Origin of the sequence: Bacteroides sp. 41_26, from assembly GCF_949740115.1 — a bacterium.
Taxonomy (GTDB): Bacteria; Bacteroidota; Bacteroidia; order Bacteroidales; family Bacteroidaceae; genus Bacteroides; species Bacteroides nordii.
The window spans coordinates 159,219-176,506 of record NZ_CATJGZ010000079.1 but is presented as its reverse complement, the minus strand read 5'-3'; the positions used below and the strand labels follow the sequence as shown (position 1 = coordinate 176,506).

Annotated in this window: 10 protein-coding genes and 1 pseudogene; 2 read left to right on the top strand and 9 right to left on the bottom strand. The window is 42.7% G+C overall.

The window, feature by feature from the left end; genetic code table 11:
* Positions 1–12: 12 nt before the first annotated feature.
* The 9 genes from QX565_RS11005 to QX565_RS10970 form a co-directional block, all read right to left on the bottom strand.
* Positions 13–3,381 (bottom strand): SusC/RagA family TonB-linked outer membrane protein, encoded by a 3,369-nt coding sequence (locus QX565_RS11005; RefSeq protein WP_289292780.1) that lies wholly within the window; start codon positions 3,379–3,381, stop codon positions 13–15.
* A 518-nt stretch (positions 3,382–3,899) separates the two neighbouring features.
* The gene (locus QX565_RS11000) at positions 3,900–5,339 is read right to left on the bottom strand and encodes a HAMP domain-containing sensor histidine kinase (protein ID WP_025866810.1); all 1,440 of its coding nucleotides are present in this window, start codon (positions 5,337–5,339) and stop codon (positions 3,900–3,902) included.
* Between the two features lie 57 nt (positions 5,340–5,396).
* The gene (locus tag QX565_RS10995) at positions 5,397–6,524 is read right to left on the bottom strand and encodes a sensor protein KdpD (RefSeq protein WP_025866809.1); all 1,128 of its coding nucleotides are present in this window, start codon (positions 6,522–6,524) and stop codon (positions 5,397–5,399) included.
* A gap of 208 nt (positions 6,525–6,732) precedes the next feature.
* Complete coding sequence (locus QX565_RS10990) at positions 6,733–7,491, bottom strand: TorF family putative porin (protein WP_414429678.1); 759 nt, start codon at positions 7,489–7,491, stop codon at positions 6,733–6,735.
* A gap of 12 nt (positions 7,492–7,503) precedes the next feature.
* The gene (locus tag QX565_RS10985; RefSeq protein WP_025866807.1) at positions 7,504–8,073 is read right to left on the bottom strand and encodes a K(+)-transporting ATPase subunit C; all 570 of its coding nucleotides are present in this window, start codon (positions 8,071–8,073) and stop codon (positions 7,504–7,506) included.
* Positions 8,074–8,084: 11 nt separating this feature from the next.
* The gene (gene kdpB / locus QX565_RS10980; protein WP_289292779.1) at positions 8,085–10,133 is read right to left on the bottom strand and encodes a potassium-transporting ATPase subunit KdpB; all 2,049 of its coding nucleotides are present in this window, start codon (positions 10,131–10,133) and stop codon (positions 8,085–8,087) included.
* 9 nt (positions 10,134–10,142) lie between these two features.
* Positions 10,143–11,849, bottom strand: coding sequence for a potassium-transporting ATPase subunit KdpA (gene kdpA, locus QX565_RS10975; RefSeq protein ID WP_221650320.1), 1,707 nt, complete (start codon positions 11,847–11,849; stop codon positions 10,143–10,145).
* 7 nt (positions 11,850–11,856) lie between these two features.
* The gene (gene kdpF, locus QX565_RS20595) at positions 11,857–11,937 is read right to left on the bottom strand and encodes a K(+)-transporting ATPase subunit F (protein WP_081504715.1); all 81 of its coding nucleotides are present in this window, start codon (positions 11,935–11,937) and stop codon (positions 11,857–11,859) included.
* 602 nt (positions 11,938–12,539) lie between these two features.
* A complete protein-coding gene (locus tag QX565_RS10970) occupies positions 12,540–13,883 on the bottom strand; it encodes a sigma-54-dependent transcriptional regulator (RefSeq protein WP_221650343.1) in 1,344 nt (447 codons plus the stop codon).
* Between the two features lie 273 nt (positions 13,884–14,156).
* On the opposite strand from QX565_RS10970, the gene QX565_RS10965 reads away from it, so the two are divergent.
* Both QX565_RS10965 and QX565_RS10960 read left to right on the top strand, forming a co-directional pair.
* Positions 14,157–15,485 carry an aspartate kinase gene (locus QX565_RS10965; RefSeq protein WP_289292778.1) on the top strand — a complete coding sequence of 443 codons (1,329 nt, stop codon included), beginning with the start codon at positions 14,157–14,159 and terminating at the stop codon, positions 15,483–15,485.
* A gap of 84 nt (positions 15,486–15,569) precedes the next feature.
* Positions 15,570–17,219: pseudogene (locus QX565_RS10960) on the top strand (FAD-dependent oxidoreductase); the annotation flags it as partial.
* Positions 17,220–17,288 lie beyond the last annotated feature (69 nt).

Genomic DNA, 17,288 nt, shown 5'->3' with positions numbered 1-17,288 from the left:
TCAAATTATCAATTAATAGGTTAATTTTATATTTAATCCAAAACTACGAGTTGTTGGTAGTGTAAAGGAATCCACTCCACCAAAAGCATTAGCAGCCGTAGCGGAGATATCCGGGTCGACCGGAGAATCTTTATACAAAAATCCAACATTACGTGCTATCAAAGACAGGGTTAAATGCTTCGAAGGGCCTAACAAATCATAGAATGTATATCCTAAAGATATTTCACGAAGTCTCACATTCGTTCCATTATAGATACAATCTAAATGCGCTCCTCCAACTGTTTCGTAATAGTTACGAGCTGTAATTTGCTGACCATCAAGCAAAGTTACCATACCATTGTTTGCTAAACGTGCCTCCGCACTTCTTTCAGACAAACCGGCAAAATCCATCTCTGCCTGAGTTAGTGAAATCACTTTTCCACCAACCTTTCCATCAAGTAAAAAATAAAAAGAGAAGTCTTTATAACTAAAAGTATTATTCCATCCGAAATTAAACTTTGCATTAGAATTACCAAGATAACGATTGTATTCACTTGTTAATACGGGTTTACCATCCTGGATTTTAATTTTGCCATTATTATCATATACAAAGCCTTTTCCATATAAATCTCCATAAGAACCACCTTTCACAAATTTAGTCTGAATTTCAACTCCACTCGCACTCATAATACAGTCGTCAGTTGTACCATCCAAAGCTGTATATGTTTCCAATATTTTATTATCATTATACGATAAATTCACACCGGTAGTCCATCTAAAATCCTTAGTAGAAATAGCATTGTAACTGGCAGTAAACTCTATACCACGATTTCTTGTTTTACCTGAATTTATCGGTTTTATCTGTCCCGAAGCCGTAGTAATTCTCATAAATTGATTTTCCATGGTACTTTGATATACAGTTACATCAAAATTCAATTTATTACTAAATAAAGTAGCGTCCAAACCTACCTCAAAAGCACGTGTTGTTTCCGGTTTCGGATTATCAAAAGTCGGATTTCTTGCCCCTATATTACCTGTCAAAGGATTAACAAATTGTGCTGCATAAAATTCTGCCGGAATGGAGTTACCTACTACACTATAAGATGCTCTCAATTTCATTGCATCCACCTTAGGCATTTCAAAAGGTAACAACTCTTTCAACAAAAGATTACCACCGACTGAATAGTAGGGAAAACTTTTATATTTGCCGGCATCCGCAAATTGTTGAAACGCTTTTGCCCAATCATTACGGAAACTGACATCAATATATCCCTTATCCCAAAATCCGACCTGAGCTGTTGCAAAAATTGCAGTTTCCCAATTAGTAGTAGGAGTTAAGTCTTGACCACTCAACAATGAGCCTTTATATCCCTCTTTATTAGAGCCTAAAGCTCCGGGTATAGGATAAGGTATATTAGGAGAAACGTATGTATTATCATTTGTTTTAGTCATATAAATAGAATGATCCTTAATACGTTTGAAGCTGGTACCAGCTGTTGCATTAAATGTGATTTTGTCTTTAAACTTATCTGCATAAGTCAATAAATAATCGGAATAAATTTCACGATGAGAGCTTCTGGCCCCCCAATAAGTAGCACCCAATGTTTGATTCTTAGCTACACGAATAGTAGCTAATTCAAGTACTGTATTTTCATCATGAGTTTTATCCAAACTTACACGTCCCTGAGCCGACAAGGTTTCCAAAATCTGATATTTAGCAGTAAAAGAAGCCATAATACGATCACGGAAAGCTTCATCGGAAATCGCATCTAACATAAAATAAGGATTATTTATATAAGCATTATTTACCCATGGGAAATTTTGCACAGCAGTTCCCGCTAAATTAGGATTCACTACATCATTTTCTTCATTTGGATTAAGAGCCTCATTATACACCAACGGATCATCTTTACCCGCAATATACGTTCTATTCTTATCAAAATATCGTAAATCGATAGCATTAGGAGTAAGATACAATCCTGGTAACGCACCTTTAGCTTTACCTATAACGGGACGATTTATCGTTTTCTGAGTGATGTAGTTCAAAGATAAATCCAATTTCAATTTATCATTCAGCAAGTTATAACTTTGTTTAAAGAGAAGATTATGTCTCACAAATTTATTCTTATCCATCAGACCTTTCTGTACGGTATTTCCATAAGAAAAATAAGTGCTGGAATGTTCTGTTCCTCCATTCAATGAAATCGAGTTATTATAAGTCTGCCCTGTATTAAAAAAATCAGTTACATTATTTCTTGGATTCTTTGTCAAATAAGGAAACATAGCCAACTGATCATCTGTTATATCCGATAGTTTATTGCCCCAAGCATTATAACGTACTTCACTACCAACAATTTCCGGAGCAAATGTATCTTGTTGCTTCGGATACACCAATGGTGTCTCCAAAGTTATATTACTGGAAAAATCAACTTTAACCTTGCCTTCACGTCCGCTCTTAGTAGTGATAATAATAACACCGTTGTTAGCTGCACTACCATATAACGCAGCAGCATTAGGCCCTTTCAAAATAGATATATTCGCAATATCATCCGGATTGATAGTAGAAAGCAAGTCACCATCATCGCGAGAAGCAGCCATAAGAATTTCTTGAGACTGACTGGACATTCCATTTGACATCGGAATACCATCTAATACGATTAGCGGTTGGTTATTGCCCAAAATTGAACTTTGCCCACGGAGTGTTATCTTGGAAGCACCGCCACCAGCTCCTGATGAATTAGGCGTAATTGTTAAACCAGCGCTCTTCCCTTGTAACGAATTTACAAAATTCACATCCTTAGCACGCGTAAGCTCTTTACCTCCAATTTGCTGAGTTGCATAAGTCAGAGACTCGGATTTACGTTCGATACCCATTGCAGTAATAACAACTTCTCCTAATTGCTGCGAATCTTCTTTCATTACTATATTGAAAGATTTAGCCCCTACTACAGATAATGTAATTGTCTTGTAACCTATATAACTAAATTCCAAGATAGGTTTATCGCCTGTTACTTCAAGCGTATAATTACCGTTCAAATCTGTAATAGTACCAATCGTAGTACCTTGTATTTTAACACTCACACCAATAAGAGGTTCGCCTGTCTCATCAGATATTGCACCTTTTATAGAACGTTTATCTTGCTGTAGAGCAATTTGTGGAGTACTTTTATCCTTGGAAGAATACAAAACAAGATAGTCATCTTTTACTGTATAAACCGTATTTGTGTTTTTCAGCAAACTAACCATAACAGAAGCTAATCTCTCTTTGTTAACTTTTACCGAAATAATTTTGTCAGGGTTAATATCTTTCGTATTATACACAATACGGAGTGAGGTCTGCCTACCAATTTCATTCAAAACCTGACTTAGAGGAGCATTCGAAAAGTCTAAACTGACTCTCATCTCTTTTTGCTCAGTTGCACTCAAAAAAAATGGGATAATTAGAAATAAGAGTAATAGCAAGAATTTAATCTCGCCCTTTGATTTTTTTTTCATTTATCATTCTTTTAAAATTAACAAAATAATAGTTATCTTCATTTGTATATACAGATCTTGCAATAATACCCTCTCAGCTGTATTAAATACATTTATTTATGTTTTTCAACTGTTATAATATACATAAGTCCATTATTCATTATATAATACAATTTAGTACTAAAAGCTACTAAATAGTAATTGAAAAAAAATATGGATTCTTTTATTAAATTAAGCCACCAAGAAATCTTCAAAAGCAGAAAATAGATCTATTACTCCTAAATAGAATTAAAGATGTGTTATATTAAGCTGAGTTACCTTAAGGAACGAGTCTTTTATCTTTGAATAGTATGTAACCTTTTAAGTTAGAACAAATAGAATAGTATAAATTTCAAAGAGTTTCAATGCATTGAAACTATTTTCTCAATACATTGAAACAAACTGTATCACGCTTTCAACCGAATAACAAACCGGCTACCTTTGCCCAACTCGCTCTCTACAGTCAACGTGCCGCCATGTGCTTCTACGAAATCTTTAGAGATGGAGAGTCCCAGGCCACTGCCTTGCACTTTAGTGCCGGGTACACGAAAATAGCGGTCAAAAATGCTCTGATGATAACGAGGATCGATACCTTTACCAAAATCCTGTACATAAAGCTCTATCTGGTCACCTTCTTGCTGAGCACCAATAACCACACGTCCGTTCTCTCTTGAATAACGGATGGCATTACTTAGCAGATTGGTAAGTACCCAGGCTATTTTTTCACTATCTACAAACAATTTGCCGATCTTCTCTTCCGGATATTCCACTTCAATCTGTATATTGAACTTATCGGCCTGAACCTGATTGGCCTTGATAGCATATTCAATCAACTCAATGGGCTTCGTGATCTTAGGCATCATCTGGAGTTTTCCGGCTTCTACCTGAGTCATATTCAGCAGTTCGCCGGTAATCTCCAACAGGCGCTGGCTACTGTCTTTAATGCTCTTAGACAGCTGTTCCTGCTCTTCATTCAACGTACCCACACGTTTATCTTCCAGTAGTTGAAGGCTCATCATGATAGCAGAAATAGGAGTCTTCAACTCATGGGAAATGGTAGAGATAAATGTGGTTTTAGCTGAATCCAGCTCTTTAAATTCGGTGATATTCTTCAGAAGGATAACATCGCCCAACTTATGAGGTTCGTCTTTATCGGCATTGGTATTGTTGATAGGGATATAGGCAGCCTTGAAATAGCTCTCTTTATTATCTGCATAAATTTTCAATGGTTCTTTCTTATCACCGGGGCTAACGAGTTCGCGAATCAAGCGACGGAGAAGATCATTCTTCAAAGAGAGCTCTTCGGCAGATTGGCGGATCACGTTTTCTCTTTTCAAATTGAGCACATTCAGTGCCTCGTTGTTGATGAAAAGAATTTCACGCTCGGTATTCAATCCGATAATAGGCTCATTGATACTATTGACAATGGCTTCCAGAAACTTTTTGGCTGAAAGGATATCGGCAAGCGTACTGGCCCGATACTCGGTGAGGCGTTCTGCCATACGATTAAAACTGTCAGCAACTTCCCTGAATTCTTCACTGCTTTTCATATCAAGGCGCTTTTCGTAGTTATGATTGGCAATTTCAAGAATACCTTGTTTAAGCTCAAGAATAGGTCTACTAATGGAACGCGGTAACCAAAAAAGCAGAACCAGACCTGTGAGTACACAAATACCTCCTGTAACAGAGATCCATAATAAAGCCCGTTCGAGGGCAGGCAGTGCAGCAGGACTGTCGGGGTCCGTAGCAGTCAGTAGCTGTAGGTTGACAACAGATAGAGTTACCAATAAAATAATCATTCCGGCCAGTATCCCGATTCCGAAAAGCAATTTCGTTTTTATATTCATGATTTAAAGAAGTTTTTTAGTTTGTGAGTTCGTGAGTTCTTTAGTTTACTTACAAACTCATTCCACTGCAAGTATAATCAAATCTACGTTTGCTTGTGCCAGATTTGCCAAAAACTTTTTATAGGCGAACACTGCACAAAGGGCATTCGAGACACGTAAGCGGGGGCTTCCCATACAGATAGTTGTTATCTGCCTCTCACGACACGTCCGGACAATGCTTCCAAGTACATCCTTCGACTGTACCTGAACAACTTCTCCCCCCAACTCAGCTACCAATTTAAAATGATTTAATAAATGACGTTGGCTGGCAAGATCTATCCGGTCCATACTCTCACGGGGCGTCTGCACATAAAGGGCAACAAAGGTGGTATTGTAACGGGTGGCCAGACGGGCCGCTTTACGGATAATACGCCGGGGCGTCTTTTCATGGCTGCTAATACAAGCCATAAACTTTTCATGCCGGACACCCATACTCATTACAACTTCGTTCTCTACTTTTTTTTCTACACGCAACGCTACCTCTTTCAGAGCGAGTTCGCGTAACTGAAGGATATTCTCCGTTTTAAAGAAGTTATTCAAAGCTACCTGAATTTTATCCGGACGATATATCTTTCCGGCTTTCAAACGGGTTATCAGTTCCTCGGCGGTAAGGTCGATATTCACCACTTCATCTGCCTCTTGTAACACACTATCGGGAACACGCTCTTTTATTTCGATGCCGCAAATGTCCTGCACTTCTTCGTTTACACTCTCGATATGCTGAATGTTGATGGCAGAGATTACATTAATGCCCTCATCAAGCAGTGTCAGTACATCCTGCCAACGTTTCTCGTTCAAACTACCTTCAACATTGGTATGTGCCAACTCATCTACAATCACGATTTCCGGGTGGATACGGATGATGGTTTCAAGGTCCATCTCTTCCAGTTCTTTCCCTTTATAAAAAATCTTCCGCCGCGGAATCAGCGGCAAGCCCTCTATGAGTGCCTCTGTCCCGGCACGCCCATGTGTTTCGATGTATCCTATCTGCACATCTACCCCGTTATCGAGTAAATCATGTGCTTCCTGAAGCATACGATAGCTCTTACCTACACCGGCAATCATCCCGATATAGACTTTAAATTTTCCCCGGCGTGACTTCTTTATCAGATCCAGGAAATGCTGTACACTCTCTTCTCTATCCATACTTCTATATATCTATTTTTCAACCCCATAAAGCTGTGTCAAAAGTCTAAAAAAGCTATCAACCTGCAATTCAACAACGCAGATTAACGCAAATTATCGCAGATTCAATTTAATCTTTGCGTTAATCAGCGTTAATTTGCGTTTTAATAATAACGAGTTTTACTTTTTACACATCCTCAAAATACTAATTAGTTATGCCAGAGTTTAGTTAGGGTTTTAAAGTAATGCCGAAAACCAAATGGGCATCTTCCATACGTGGATTCCAGATGGCTTGTGCAAAAACCGGCAGGGAAAACCGATCACTAAACCGGATGGCAGTTGTTCCTTTCAAAGCAATATTGGTCACTGCAAAACCATTGCAATTATACTGAGGAGCAGTGTAGGGAACAATGCCACACGTTACATTCAGATCTACTGTCTTCACACTGAACGGACAGTTGAGTTCCATATAAGAGGAATAATTCTGTTTCATTTCTCCCCGGTCATTCTCCTTTTTATCCTGTCCGGCAAACATCGTGTACCAGGCAATTGAAAGCGGAAACTTTTCAACCGGCAGCGTATAAGCCAATCCTGCTTCAAAGTGATGTGCTGTTTCATGGCTTTTGAATTTAAAATAATTACCCGTCCCTTGCCCGGGCCACCAAAGGTCTGCCACTGAAAGGGTCAGTCCTGTACTTCCAAAAGCATAAGCAGCGGTCAGGTCTATTTCTTTATTCGCTTTTCCTTCTGAGGCCTGACAACCATCGAAATCGGTTGATCCCCAGGCCGTCAATGAAAAGCCACCGATAGTAAAGCCTAAGGTTGGCTGGATACTGGCTCCGGTCTGATACATTCCACGCCATACATATGAACTGACTAAGTCGCCCTGTACGGTAAATTCCTGTGCTTGTGTGTTGGTGGTTGCCATTAAGCAACCAACTACAGCTACCAATGAACCTAAAAATACTTTCTTACTAAAAACCTTCATATACTACAATGTTTATTTTGCTTTTTCCAAAGCAATGTTCAGTTTCAATACATTCACTTTCTCTGTTCCAAAAAGTCCTAATAAGGGCTTTTCTATCGTTTTGTCGACAATCTCTTTTACCTGTTCCTCATGCATCCCACGTGCCTGTGCCACTCTTTTCACCTGTACATAAGCACAAGTAGGGGTGATATCCGGATCGAGTCCCGATCCACTGGCAGTTACCATCTCGGCAGGAACCTCACTACGGTTCAGGTAGGGATGATGAACGAGGAAGGTGTCAATGCGGGCTTCCAGTTCAGCCAGATATTCGGGATTCGTAGGCCCTTTGTTACTACCGGAAGAACTCGTAGCGTCATAACCATCTCCGGCACAGGAAGGACGACCCCAGAAATAAATATCTTTTGTGAAATTCTGCCCCACATTGGCAGCACCGACCACCTTACCATCCAATGTTGCCACTTCGGCATTTCCTTTATTCGGTCCTGCCACCTGTGCAAAAAGCCAAAGAATAAGGACATAAAACACTGCAAAGAATACGCAGAACGCAAGCGTTATTTTAAATGATTTCAATAAAGTTTTCATCGTCATATTATTTAAAAGAATAAACTTACTACCAAATCGATCAACTTAATCCCGATGAAAGGTACAATTACCCCTCCCAATCCGTATATCAGCAGATTACGGCGAAGCAGTGCACTGGCACCTATCGGTTTGTACTGTACTCCCTTCAAAGCAAGTGGAATCAGGACCGGAATAATGATAGCATTGAAAATTACAGCCGACAGAATAGCACTCTCCGGACTATGCAAGCCCATGATATTGAGCGCTGCCAACTCGGGGATAGCCACCATAAACAAAGCAGGTACAATTGCAAAGTATTTGGCTACGTCGTTGGCTATCGAGAATGTGGTCAGTGTACCGCGTGTCATCAGTAGCTGTTTACCGATCTCCACAATCTCAATCAGCTTGGTAGGATCATTGTCAAGGTCTACCATATTACCGGCTTCTTTGGCTGCCTGTGTGCCACTATTCATTGCTACGCCCACATTGGCTTGTGCCAGTGCAGGAGCATCATTCGTTCCGTCGCCCATCATCGCCACCAGTTTGCCGGCTTCCTGTTCTCTCCGGATGTATTCCATTTTATCCTCCGGTTTGGCTTCGGCTATGAAATCGTCTACTCCCGCCTTTTCTGCAATATATTTGGCAGTCAGCGGATTATCTCCGGTCACCATAACGGTTTTCACTCCCATCTTACGCAGGCGTTCAAAACGCTCCTGAATGCCCGGTTTGATGATGTCCTGCAACTCTATCACCCCGGTAACCTGCTGATTGACGCATACCACCAGCGGTGTACCCCCATTGCCGGAAATAGCTGCAATAGTCTCTTCCACTTCCTTCGGAAAGGTGTTCCCGGCCTTTTCTGCAATCCGGCGGATAGCGTCAAATGCCCCTTTGCGAATCTGGGTACCATCGGACAGATCAACGCCCGAACATTTCGTTTCGGCAGTAAACTTAATCATGCGCGCGCCGGTTGTGTTCAGGTTCCGCATTCGCATCCCCGACTCACGTCCCAATTCTACAATCGATTTACCTTCGGGAGTTTCATCGGACAGAGAGGCCAGCAGGCAGGCTTCTACAAAACTACGTTCGTCTACTCCCGGTGCCGTATGGAATTTGGTCGCTTTACGGTTACCAATGGTTATCGTACCTGTTTTATCCAATAGCAGCGTATCAATGTCTCCGGCTGTCTCAACGGCTTTACCGGATTTAGTAATTACGTTGGCACGCAACGCACGGTCCATACCGGCAATGCCAATGGCAGAAAGTAATCCTCCGATAGTGGTCGGAATGAGGCAGACAAACAGTGAAAGAATGGCAGCAATAGAAATGGTTGTACCCGGATGATCAATGTTAGTATAATCGGCAAAAGGAATCAGCGTGATACAAACAATCACGAATACCAGCGTAAAACCTGCCAGCAAGATAGTCAGGGCAATTTCATTCGGCGTTTTCTTTCGGCTGGCACCTTCTACGAGGGCAATCATCTTATCAAGAAAACTCTCACCCGGTTGCTGAGTCACCAATACTTTAATGTTATCCGAGAGTACCTTCGTTCCGCCCGTCACCGAGCTTTTGTCTCCTCCGGCTTCTCTGATAACGGGTGCTGACTCTCCCGTTATAGCGCTCTCGTCGATGGAAGCTAATCCTTCAATTATCTCACCGTCGGCAGGAATCGTATCTCCGGCTTCACAAACAAAGATATCTCCTTTCTTTAGCTTTGAACTGCTCACGGTCTGAAGTTTATCACCTGTCATCAATTTTGCAGGAGTCTCTTCGCGCGTCTTACGCAAACTATCTGCCTGTGCTTTGCCCCGTGCTTCGGCAATGGCCTCGGCAAAATTGGCAAACAGCAAAGTGGCAAACAGAATAACGAATACCAGCAGATTGTATCCGAATGAACCGTAATGATCTCTGTTTAGGGAGAGGATGGTAACCACCAGCATAATAACCGTTACTATCTCCACTGTAAACATAATCGGATTCATCATCATCGTTCGTGGATTCAACTTCACGAATGATTGCTTTAAACTCTCTATGACTTGCTCCTTTTGAAATAAAGAAGCCGATTTATTCTTTTTCATACTCTTTACTTATAGACTAAAATGTTCAGCAATCGTACTCAAGGCGTGTACCGGGAAGAATGACAAAGCAGCGACGATAAAAATAACTGCAAACGTCATGACGCCGAAAGTTGCTGTATCTGTTTTCAATGTGCCGGCGCTCTCGGGGATAAACTTCTTCTGAGCCAGCAAACCTGCAATAGCTACTTGCCCGATGATAGGGATGAAGCGACTGAGAATAAGTACAATACCGCAGGAATAGTTCCAGAAATAAGTATTATCACCCAAGCCTTCAAAACCGGAACCGTTGTTGGCAGCCGAAGAGGTAAACTCATAAAGCTGTTCGCTCAGCCCATGGAAACTGGGGTTATTGAGCCAGCCTCCTTCACTCGCCACAAAATCCGGATGATGTGCATATAGATAGCTGGACAGAGCTGTACCAACAAGAATCACAAACGGATGGAGTAGTGCCACAATGGTAGCTATTTTCATTTCACGGGCCTCTACCTTCTTTCCCAGAAATTCCGGTGTACGTCCCACCATTAATCCGCTGATAAATACGGCTATTATGATAAAGGTGTAATAGTTCATCCATCCCACACCAACACCACCAAACCAAGTGTTTATCTGCATGTTCAGCATCTCGATCAACCCACTAAGCGGCATAGTAGAGTCGTGCATACTATTTACCGATCCGTTGGAAGTCACCGTAGTTGTCACGCTCCACAGAGCACCGGAGGCTGAGCCGATACGTACTTCTTTTCCTTCCATAGCTCCACCGGACTGGGCAATTCCCATTTCGTCGATACGCGGATTACCACCCATTTCCTGGCTTACGTTGATAAAGACTCCTACCAGATAGGCTGCCAACATAACTCCAAATATGCTATATGCCAGTTTCTTACGTTTAATGTAGAATCCGAAGGCAAAGACCATTGCCATAGGAATAATCAGGATAGACCAGCATTCTACCACATTGCTCAGGAAAGTAGGATTCTCCAGGGGATGTGAAGAGTTGACTCCAAAATACCCTCCCCCATTCGTACCCAGTTGTTTGATCGGTACGATAGCTGCCGTAGGCCCTTGCGAAACCATTTGCTCCTGTCCTTCCAGCGTGGTTACTTTCATCTTACCGTCAAATCCCATCGGCGTACCCTGTAAGATAAGGATAAAGCCCACAATCAATGAAAGCGGCAACAGGATACGTGTACAACTCACTACCAACAGTTGCCAGAAATTACCAATTGTTTTCGTGGTTTTAGCAGCCATCGCCTTCATCATACCCGCCATAGCAGCCATACCGGTTGCAGCAGTTATAAACTGGAAGAGCATAATTACGAACAACTGCGTAAAGTAAGTCAGCCCGCTTTCGCCGCTATAGTGCTGCAAGTTGCAGTTGACCATAAAACTAATACAGGTATTGAATGCCTGATCGGGTGTTTGCGGCCCGTTCCCATCGGGATTTAAAGGAAGCCACCCCTGAGAAATCAAAAGCACCATTCCCCAAAAGAACCAGAATGCATTCAGAATCAATAATGATTTGAGGAATTGTTTCCAGTTCATCTCTTCCTGCGGACGGATGCCGCATACTTTATAAATTATTCTCTCAACAGGAGCCATGAAGTCCGACCAGGTCTTCTCTCCTTTATAAACCTTAGCGATGTACTTTCCTAACGGATAGGCAAGTACCACCATCAGGATCACCTGTAAAACTACACCTAAAATTTCTGTATTCATTGCTTCATTAAAATTTTTCCGGTTTGATGAGTACGTACATCAGATAACCGAAGATTGCGATACCTATCACAAATAGTATTGTATACATAAATCTAATTCTCCCTTTCTTTAAATCTTCTCAAACCAATCCACACATTTCCAAAAGAGCCAGAAGCAGGCAAAGCCGCTCAAGAGGCAGAAAATAAATGATACTGTAATTCCCATGTTTTTACCTTGTTTTAATTGTTACTAATTATTTTTACCTGATTTACTGTGTGCCAATTGCGTGCCAAAAGCGGAAAGAAAGTAATAAAACAATAAGTATCAACAGATTACATCACAAAGCATTTAAAAGAAGAAACAGCGCTACCCTTCCATTTTGAAAAGGATTGCACTGTTTTGAAAGAATGGAAAGCGTTGTTCCATTAAAGGGTTCGTCAGGGATGTCGTAGACAAACCTATCGAAGCTCGTAGAGGAGCGTTGTTTTACATGTACATGTAAAGCTGTACGACATGTGCATGTCGTGCTGCTCCACATGTGCATGTCGTGCTGCGATACATGTACATGTAAAACAACGTTCTCCGGTGAGAAAAACAACACTCTTCTACGAGATAAGGAAAGTATCCCGGTGAGTAAACACACGAAGGAAGGTGAGAGTAATATGCCATGCCAACGCAGTCCTATTGGCACATTAGCATATTGCCACACTATTATAGTTTATATTCCTCGATTTTACGATACAACGTGGTAAGTCCTATTTTAAGCAGACGCGCCGCTTCTGTTTTGTTCCCTTTGGTATACTCCAACACACGGGCAATATGCCTGCGCTCCATGGCAGATAATTCAAAACTCCCCGGTACAGCCTCGTCAGACTGCTCATAATGACAATTCTGTATTTCCAGCGGAAGGTCGCATACCTCCAGGCACTCTCCATCGCATACAATGAGGCTACGCTCTATCACGTTACGCAATTCGCGTATATTTCCCTTCCACATTTGCTGGCAGAGTGCTGCAAGATATGCCGGAGACATCCCGGTCACCGGATGGGAGAGCTTTTCGGAGAAACTACGCACAAAAGCCTCAGCAAGAATCCTGATATCTCCCGCTCTTTCGCGAAGGGATGGCAAGTGTACCTGGAAAACCGAAAGACGATAGAATAAATCTTCCCGAAAACGTCCGGCAGCAATTTCCTCCGGTAAATTCCGGTTAGTGGCAGCAATGATCCGGACATTCACCCGGGTGGGTTTCGTATCACCAATCTTTATATATTCGCCGGTTTCGAGAATACGGAGTAACTTGGCCTGTAATTCAAAAGCCATCTCCCCCATTTCATCCAAAAAAATAGTTCCGTTGTTTGCCTCTTCAAAAAGCCCCTTCTTATCTTTCAATGCCCCGGTGAATGATCCGGCCCTATGACCAAACATTTCACTTTCCAGCAAGTCTTTGCTGAACGAAGAACAATTGACGGCCACGAAGTTCTGCTTGCCCCGCTTACTGTTATAATGTATAGCTTGTGCAAAAACTTCTTTGCCTGTTCCTGTTTCTCCGGTCAACAATACCGGCACATCAGTCACAGAAACCTTCCGGGCCAACTGTACAGCCTCTTTCAACGGTTTCGATTCACCCAGAATAGACTCGAAGGAGTACATCTGTCCCACCTTCTTTTCCAGTTTTTCAAGGCGAACATTCATGCGTGCTTTCTCCACAGCCCTGCTGATAAGAGGGATAATCTTATTGTTATCATCTCCTTTGGTGATATAATCAAATGCCCCATTTTTGATGGCCTGTACGCCATCCGGGATATTTCCATGAGCAGTCAACAGGATTACCTCCGTATTGGGAGCCGCCTTTTTAATAGCTACTACCAAGTCCACACCATTCCCATCGGGAAGAAATACATCACACAAAGCTACATCGGGGGAGTGAAGTTCCAGTTGCTTTAAAGCCGATTTGCAGTCTCCGGCCTGGCACACTTCATAACCTTCTAATTCCATCATTCGCGCCAACAGGCTACGAATCTGGGTTTCATCATCGATAATAAGAATCTTACTCATGATTTCATAAGAGCGGTAAAAACAGGGTGCGCAAATATACAGCTTTTCAACAGACTGCCAAAGATTTTGGTATGCCATTTGATTTTTATATGTGAGAAGCAGAGTGGAGAAAGGCTTACAAATAGCTCCGAAGCACTTGTAAAGGCATTTGGAGGATATAACTCCCGAAACCGGAACCTTCCGCTCCCCTTTCATTTTGATAAAAACGAACTGAAATGAAATGGTACTTCCCAAACGTATAACTAATAATACAATCACTTAAAAACAAAAACAATGAAAGTCTGTAAATTTGGTGGAACCTCTATCGGTTCTGTAGAGAGAATGAAAAATGTGGCCAACCTGATCAGCGATAATGACCCTAAGATCGTTGTACTATCGGCAACCGCCGGTACAACCAACCATCTGGAAGAGATAGCTTCCCACCTATTCAACCGCGAAATAGACGAAGCACACGACGAAATAACCAGACTTGAATTCAAGTTTATAGATTTCGCCAACGAACTGTTGGAGGATGATTGCATCAAGCAGGAAGCCATAGATTATATCCTGGACCGATTCCGCAGACTCTGGAAGTCTATCCGGGATACATTCACCTCTGCCGACGAGAAAGAAATTGTAGCACAAGGCGAACTTATCAGCACTGCACTGATGAGTTTCTACCTCAAAGAGCAGAAGCGGCACAATGTACTCCTTTCTGCCTTCGACTTTATGCGTACGGGACCTGAAGGAGAACCCGATCTTGAATATATCAGCCAGCATTTGCAAGAGGCACTACAGCATAATAAGGGTATTTCACTCTTCATCACCCAGGGATTTATCTGCAAGAATGCTTATAATGAGACGGATAACCTGAAACGAGGTGGCAGTGACTATACCGCTTCGCTTATCGGGGCAGCTATCAACGCCGAAGAAATTCAGATATGGACAGACATTGACGGCATGCACAACAACGACCCGCGCATCATAAAAAACACCACGCCTGTGAAGAAACTGAGTTTTGAAGAAGCAGAACGCCTGGCTTATTTCGGAGCAAAAATACTCCATCCTTTTTGTATCGCTCCGGCCCGGGAGAAGAATATACCGGTACGTCTTCTCAACGCCATGGAGCCACAGGCAGAAGGCACGCTTATATCAAAAGCACAAGACGATAATATCATTAAAGCCATTGCCGCCAAAGACTCTGTTTTTCATATCAAATTCGAATCAAACAACCTGCTGCGCCCGTATCTGTTCATCAGCAAAGTATTCAGCACTTTTGCCAAATACAGAACTCCGCTCTGTCTGCTCACTTCCTCCAATACCGCTATTTCCATCGCCACCGACCGCAATGAGACTCTCACGCACATCATTCGTGAACTGTCAGCGTATGCCACAGCGTACCTGGAAGATCACATGTCGATTGTTTCTGTCGTAGGTAATATGAAATGGCAGTTCACCGGGTTTGAAGCACGAATCATGGAAGCCCTGAAAGATATTCCATTGCGTATGATTTCATACGGCAGTACCAACAACGATGTATCTGTAGTAGTGAAAGCTGTTGATAAACAGAAAGCCCTACAAGCCCTCAATGATGCATTATTCGCTCCCGGATACGCAAAATAGACTTTTTTTCCAACCATCGGTGAACTTTATCTATTTCTTTTGCGTTATTATTTCCAAAGGAAACTATTTACAAGAAAAAGAAACATGAAGATTATTATCATCGGAGGCGTAGCAGGAGGAGCAACCACTGCTGCCCGAATCAGAAGAATGGACGAGACAGCAGAGATTATTCTCCTTGAAAAAGGAAAGTACATATCCTATGCCAACTGTGGACTACCCTATTATATAGGAGGGGTAATCGCCGAACGGGAGAAACTCTTTGTGCAAACCCCGGAGGCTTTTTCCGTACGTTTTCGTGTAGACGTACGTACAGAGAACGAGGTCATTTTCATTGACCGGAAAAGAAAGACCGTAACCGTGCGCCTCAGTAGTGAAGACACGTACGAAGAGAGTTACGACAAACTATTAATCTCTACCGGAGCTACTCCCGTTAAACCTCCATTGCCGGGCATTGACTCTGAGGGAATTTTCACGCTACGCAATGTGAAAGATACGGACCGGATAAAAGAGTATGCCAACCAGCATGCTCCCCGGAGAGCCGTAGTAATCGGTGCCGGATTCATCGGACTGGAAATGGCAGAAAACCTGCATGCACTGGGAGCCAAAGTATCTATTGTAGAAATGGCCAACCAGGTGATGACTCCCATAGACTTCTCTATGGCATCACTCGTACATCAACACCTGATGGATAAAGGGGTAAACTTGTATCTGGAACAGGCAGTAGCTTCTTTTGAGAAGGCAGGCAGAGAGATAAAGGTTGTTTTCAAAGACGGACAGTCCATACCCGCAGATATTGTAATACTCTCCATCGGGGTACGCCCGGAAACAACGCTGGCACGTGCTGCCGGACTGACTATCGGAGAAGCCGGAGGTATCTCGGTCAATGACTACTTGCAAACTTCGGACGAATCGATTTATGCGATCGGAGATGCCATTGAATATCGCCACCCGATAACCGGGAAACCCTGGTTGAACTATCTCGCCGGTCCTGCCAACAGACAGGGACGCATTGTTGCTGACAATATATTAGGAGCCAAAATCAGTTATGAGGGTGCTATCGGCACTTCTATCGCCAAAGTTTTCGATCTGACCGTAGCCACTACCGGCTTACCGGGCAAACGGTTGAGGCAAGCTGAAATAGCTTATGCTTCCTCTACTACCCACTCGTCTTCGCATGCAAGTTATTATCCGGACGCTACGCAGATGAGTATTAAGATTACATTCGATAAGGAAACAGGAAAACTATACGGTGCACAGATTGTGGGTTATGACGGAGTGGACAAACGCATCGATGAATTTGCCCTGGTCATCAAGCATCAAGGCACCATCTACGACCTGATGAAACTGGAACAGGCCTATGCTCCTCCTTTCTCATCCGCCAAAGACCCGGTAGCCATTGCCGGTTACGTTGCAGAAGATATCCTGACAGGAACCGTGAAACCGGTTTACTGGCGTGACCTGCGTGACATTCGCCTGGAACATGAGTTTCTGCTGGATGTACGTACACCAGATGAATTCTCTCTGGGTTCATTGCCGGGAGCTATCAACATCCCACTGGACGAGATACGCGACCGCATGGATGAAATACCCAAAGATAAGCCGGTCTATGTGTTCTGCGCTGTAGGGCTGAGAGGCTATCTTGCCTATCGTATACTCGTTCAACACGGATACGATAAAGTCCGCAATCTGTCCGGCGGATTGAAAATATACAAGGCGGCCACTGCCCCGATTATCAGGAATGAGGGGTGTGATACTCCTGCCAGTATGGAAGAGAGTGCAACACCCGTGTCCATTCAGGAAGAG

Excerpts from the sequence above, each read along its gene's own strand:
- QX565_RS11005 (WP_289292780.1), bottom strand. The coding sequence starts at position 3,381 with ATGAGAGTCAGTTTAGACTTTTCGAATGCTCCTCTAAGTCAGGTTTTG.
- QX565_RS11000 (WP_025866810.1), bottom strand. The coding sequence starts at position 5,339 with ATGAATATAAAAACGAAATTGCTTTTCGGAATCGGGATACTGGCCGGA.
- QX565_RS10995 (WP_025866809.1), bottom strand. The coding sequence starts at position 6,524 with ATGGATAGAGAAGAGAGTGTACAGCATTTCCTGGATCTGATAAAGAAG.
- QX565_RS10990 (WP_414429678.1), bottom strand. The coding sequence starts at position 7,491 with ATGAAGGTTTTTAGTAAGAAAGTATTTTTAGGTTCATTGGTAGCTGTA.
- QX565_RS10985 (WP_025866807.1), bottom strand. The coding sequence starts at position 8,073 with ATGAAAACTTTATTGAAATCATTTAAAATAACGCTTGCGTTCTGCGTA.
- kdpB (WP_289292779.1), bottom strand. The coding sequence starts at position 10,133 with ATGAAAAAGAATAAATCGGCTTCTTTATTTCAAAAGGAGCAAGTCATA.
- kdpA (WP_221650320.1), bottom strand. The coding sequence starts at position 11,849 with ATGAATACAGAAATTTTAGGTGTAGTTTTACAGGTGATCCTGATGGTG.
- kdpF (WP_081504715.1), bottom strand. The coding sequence starts at position 11,937 with ATGTATACAATACTATTTGTGATAGGTATCGCAATCTTCGGTTATCTG.
- QX565_RS10970 (WP_221650343.1), bottom strand. The coding sequence starts at position 13,883 with ATGAGTAAGATTCTTATTATCGATGATGAAACCCAGATTCGTAGCCTG.
- QX565_RS10965 (WP_289292778.1), top strand. The coding sequence starts at position 14,157 with ATGAAAGTCTGTAAATTTGGTGGAACCTCTATCGGTTCTGTAGAGAGA.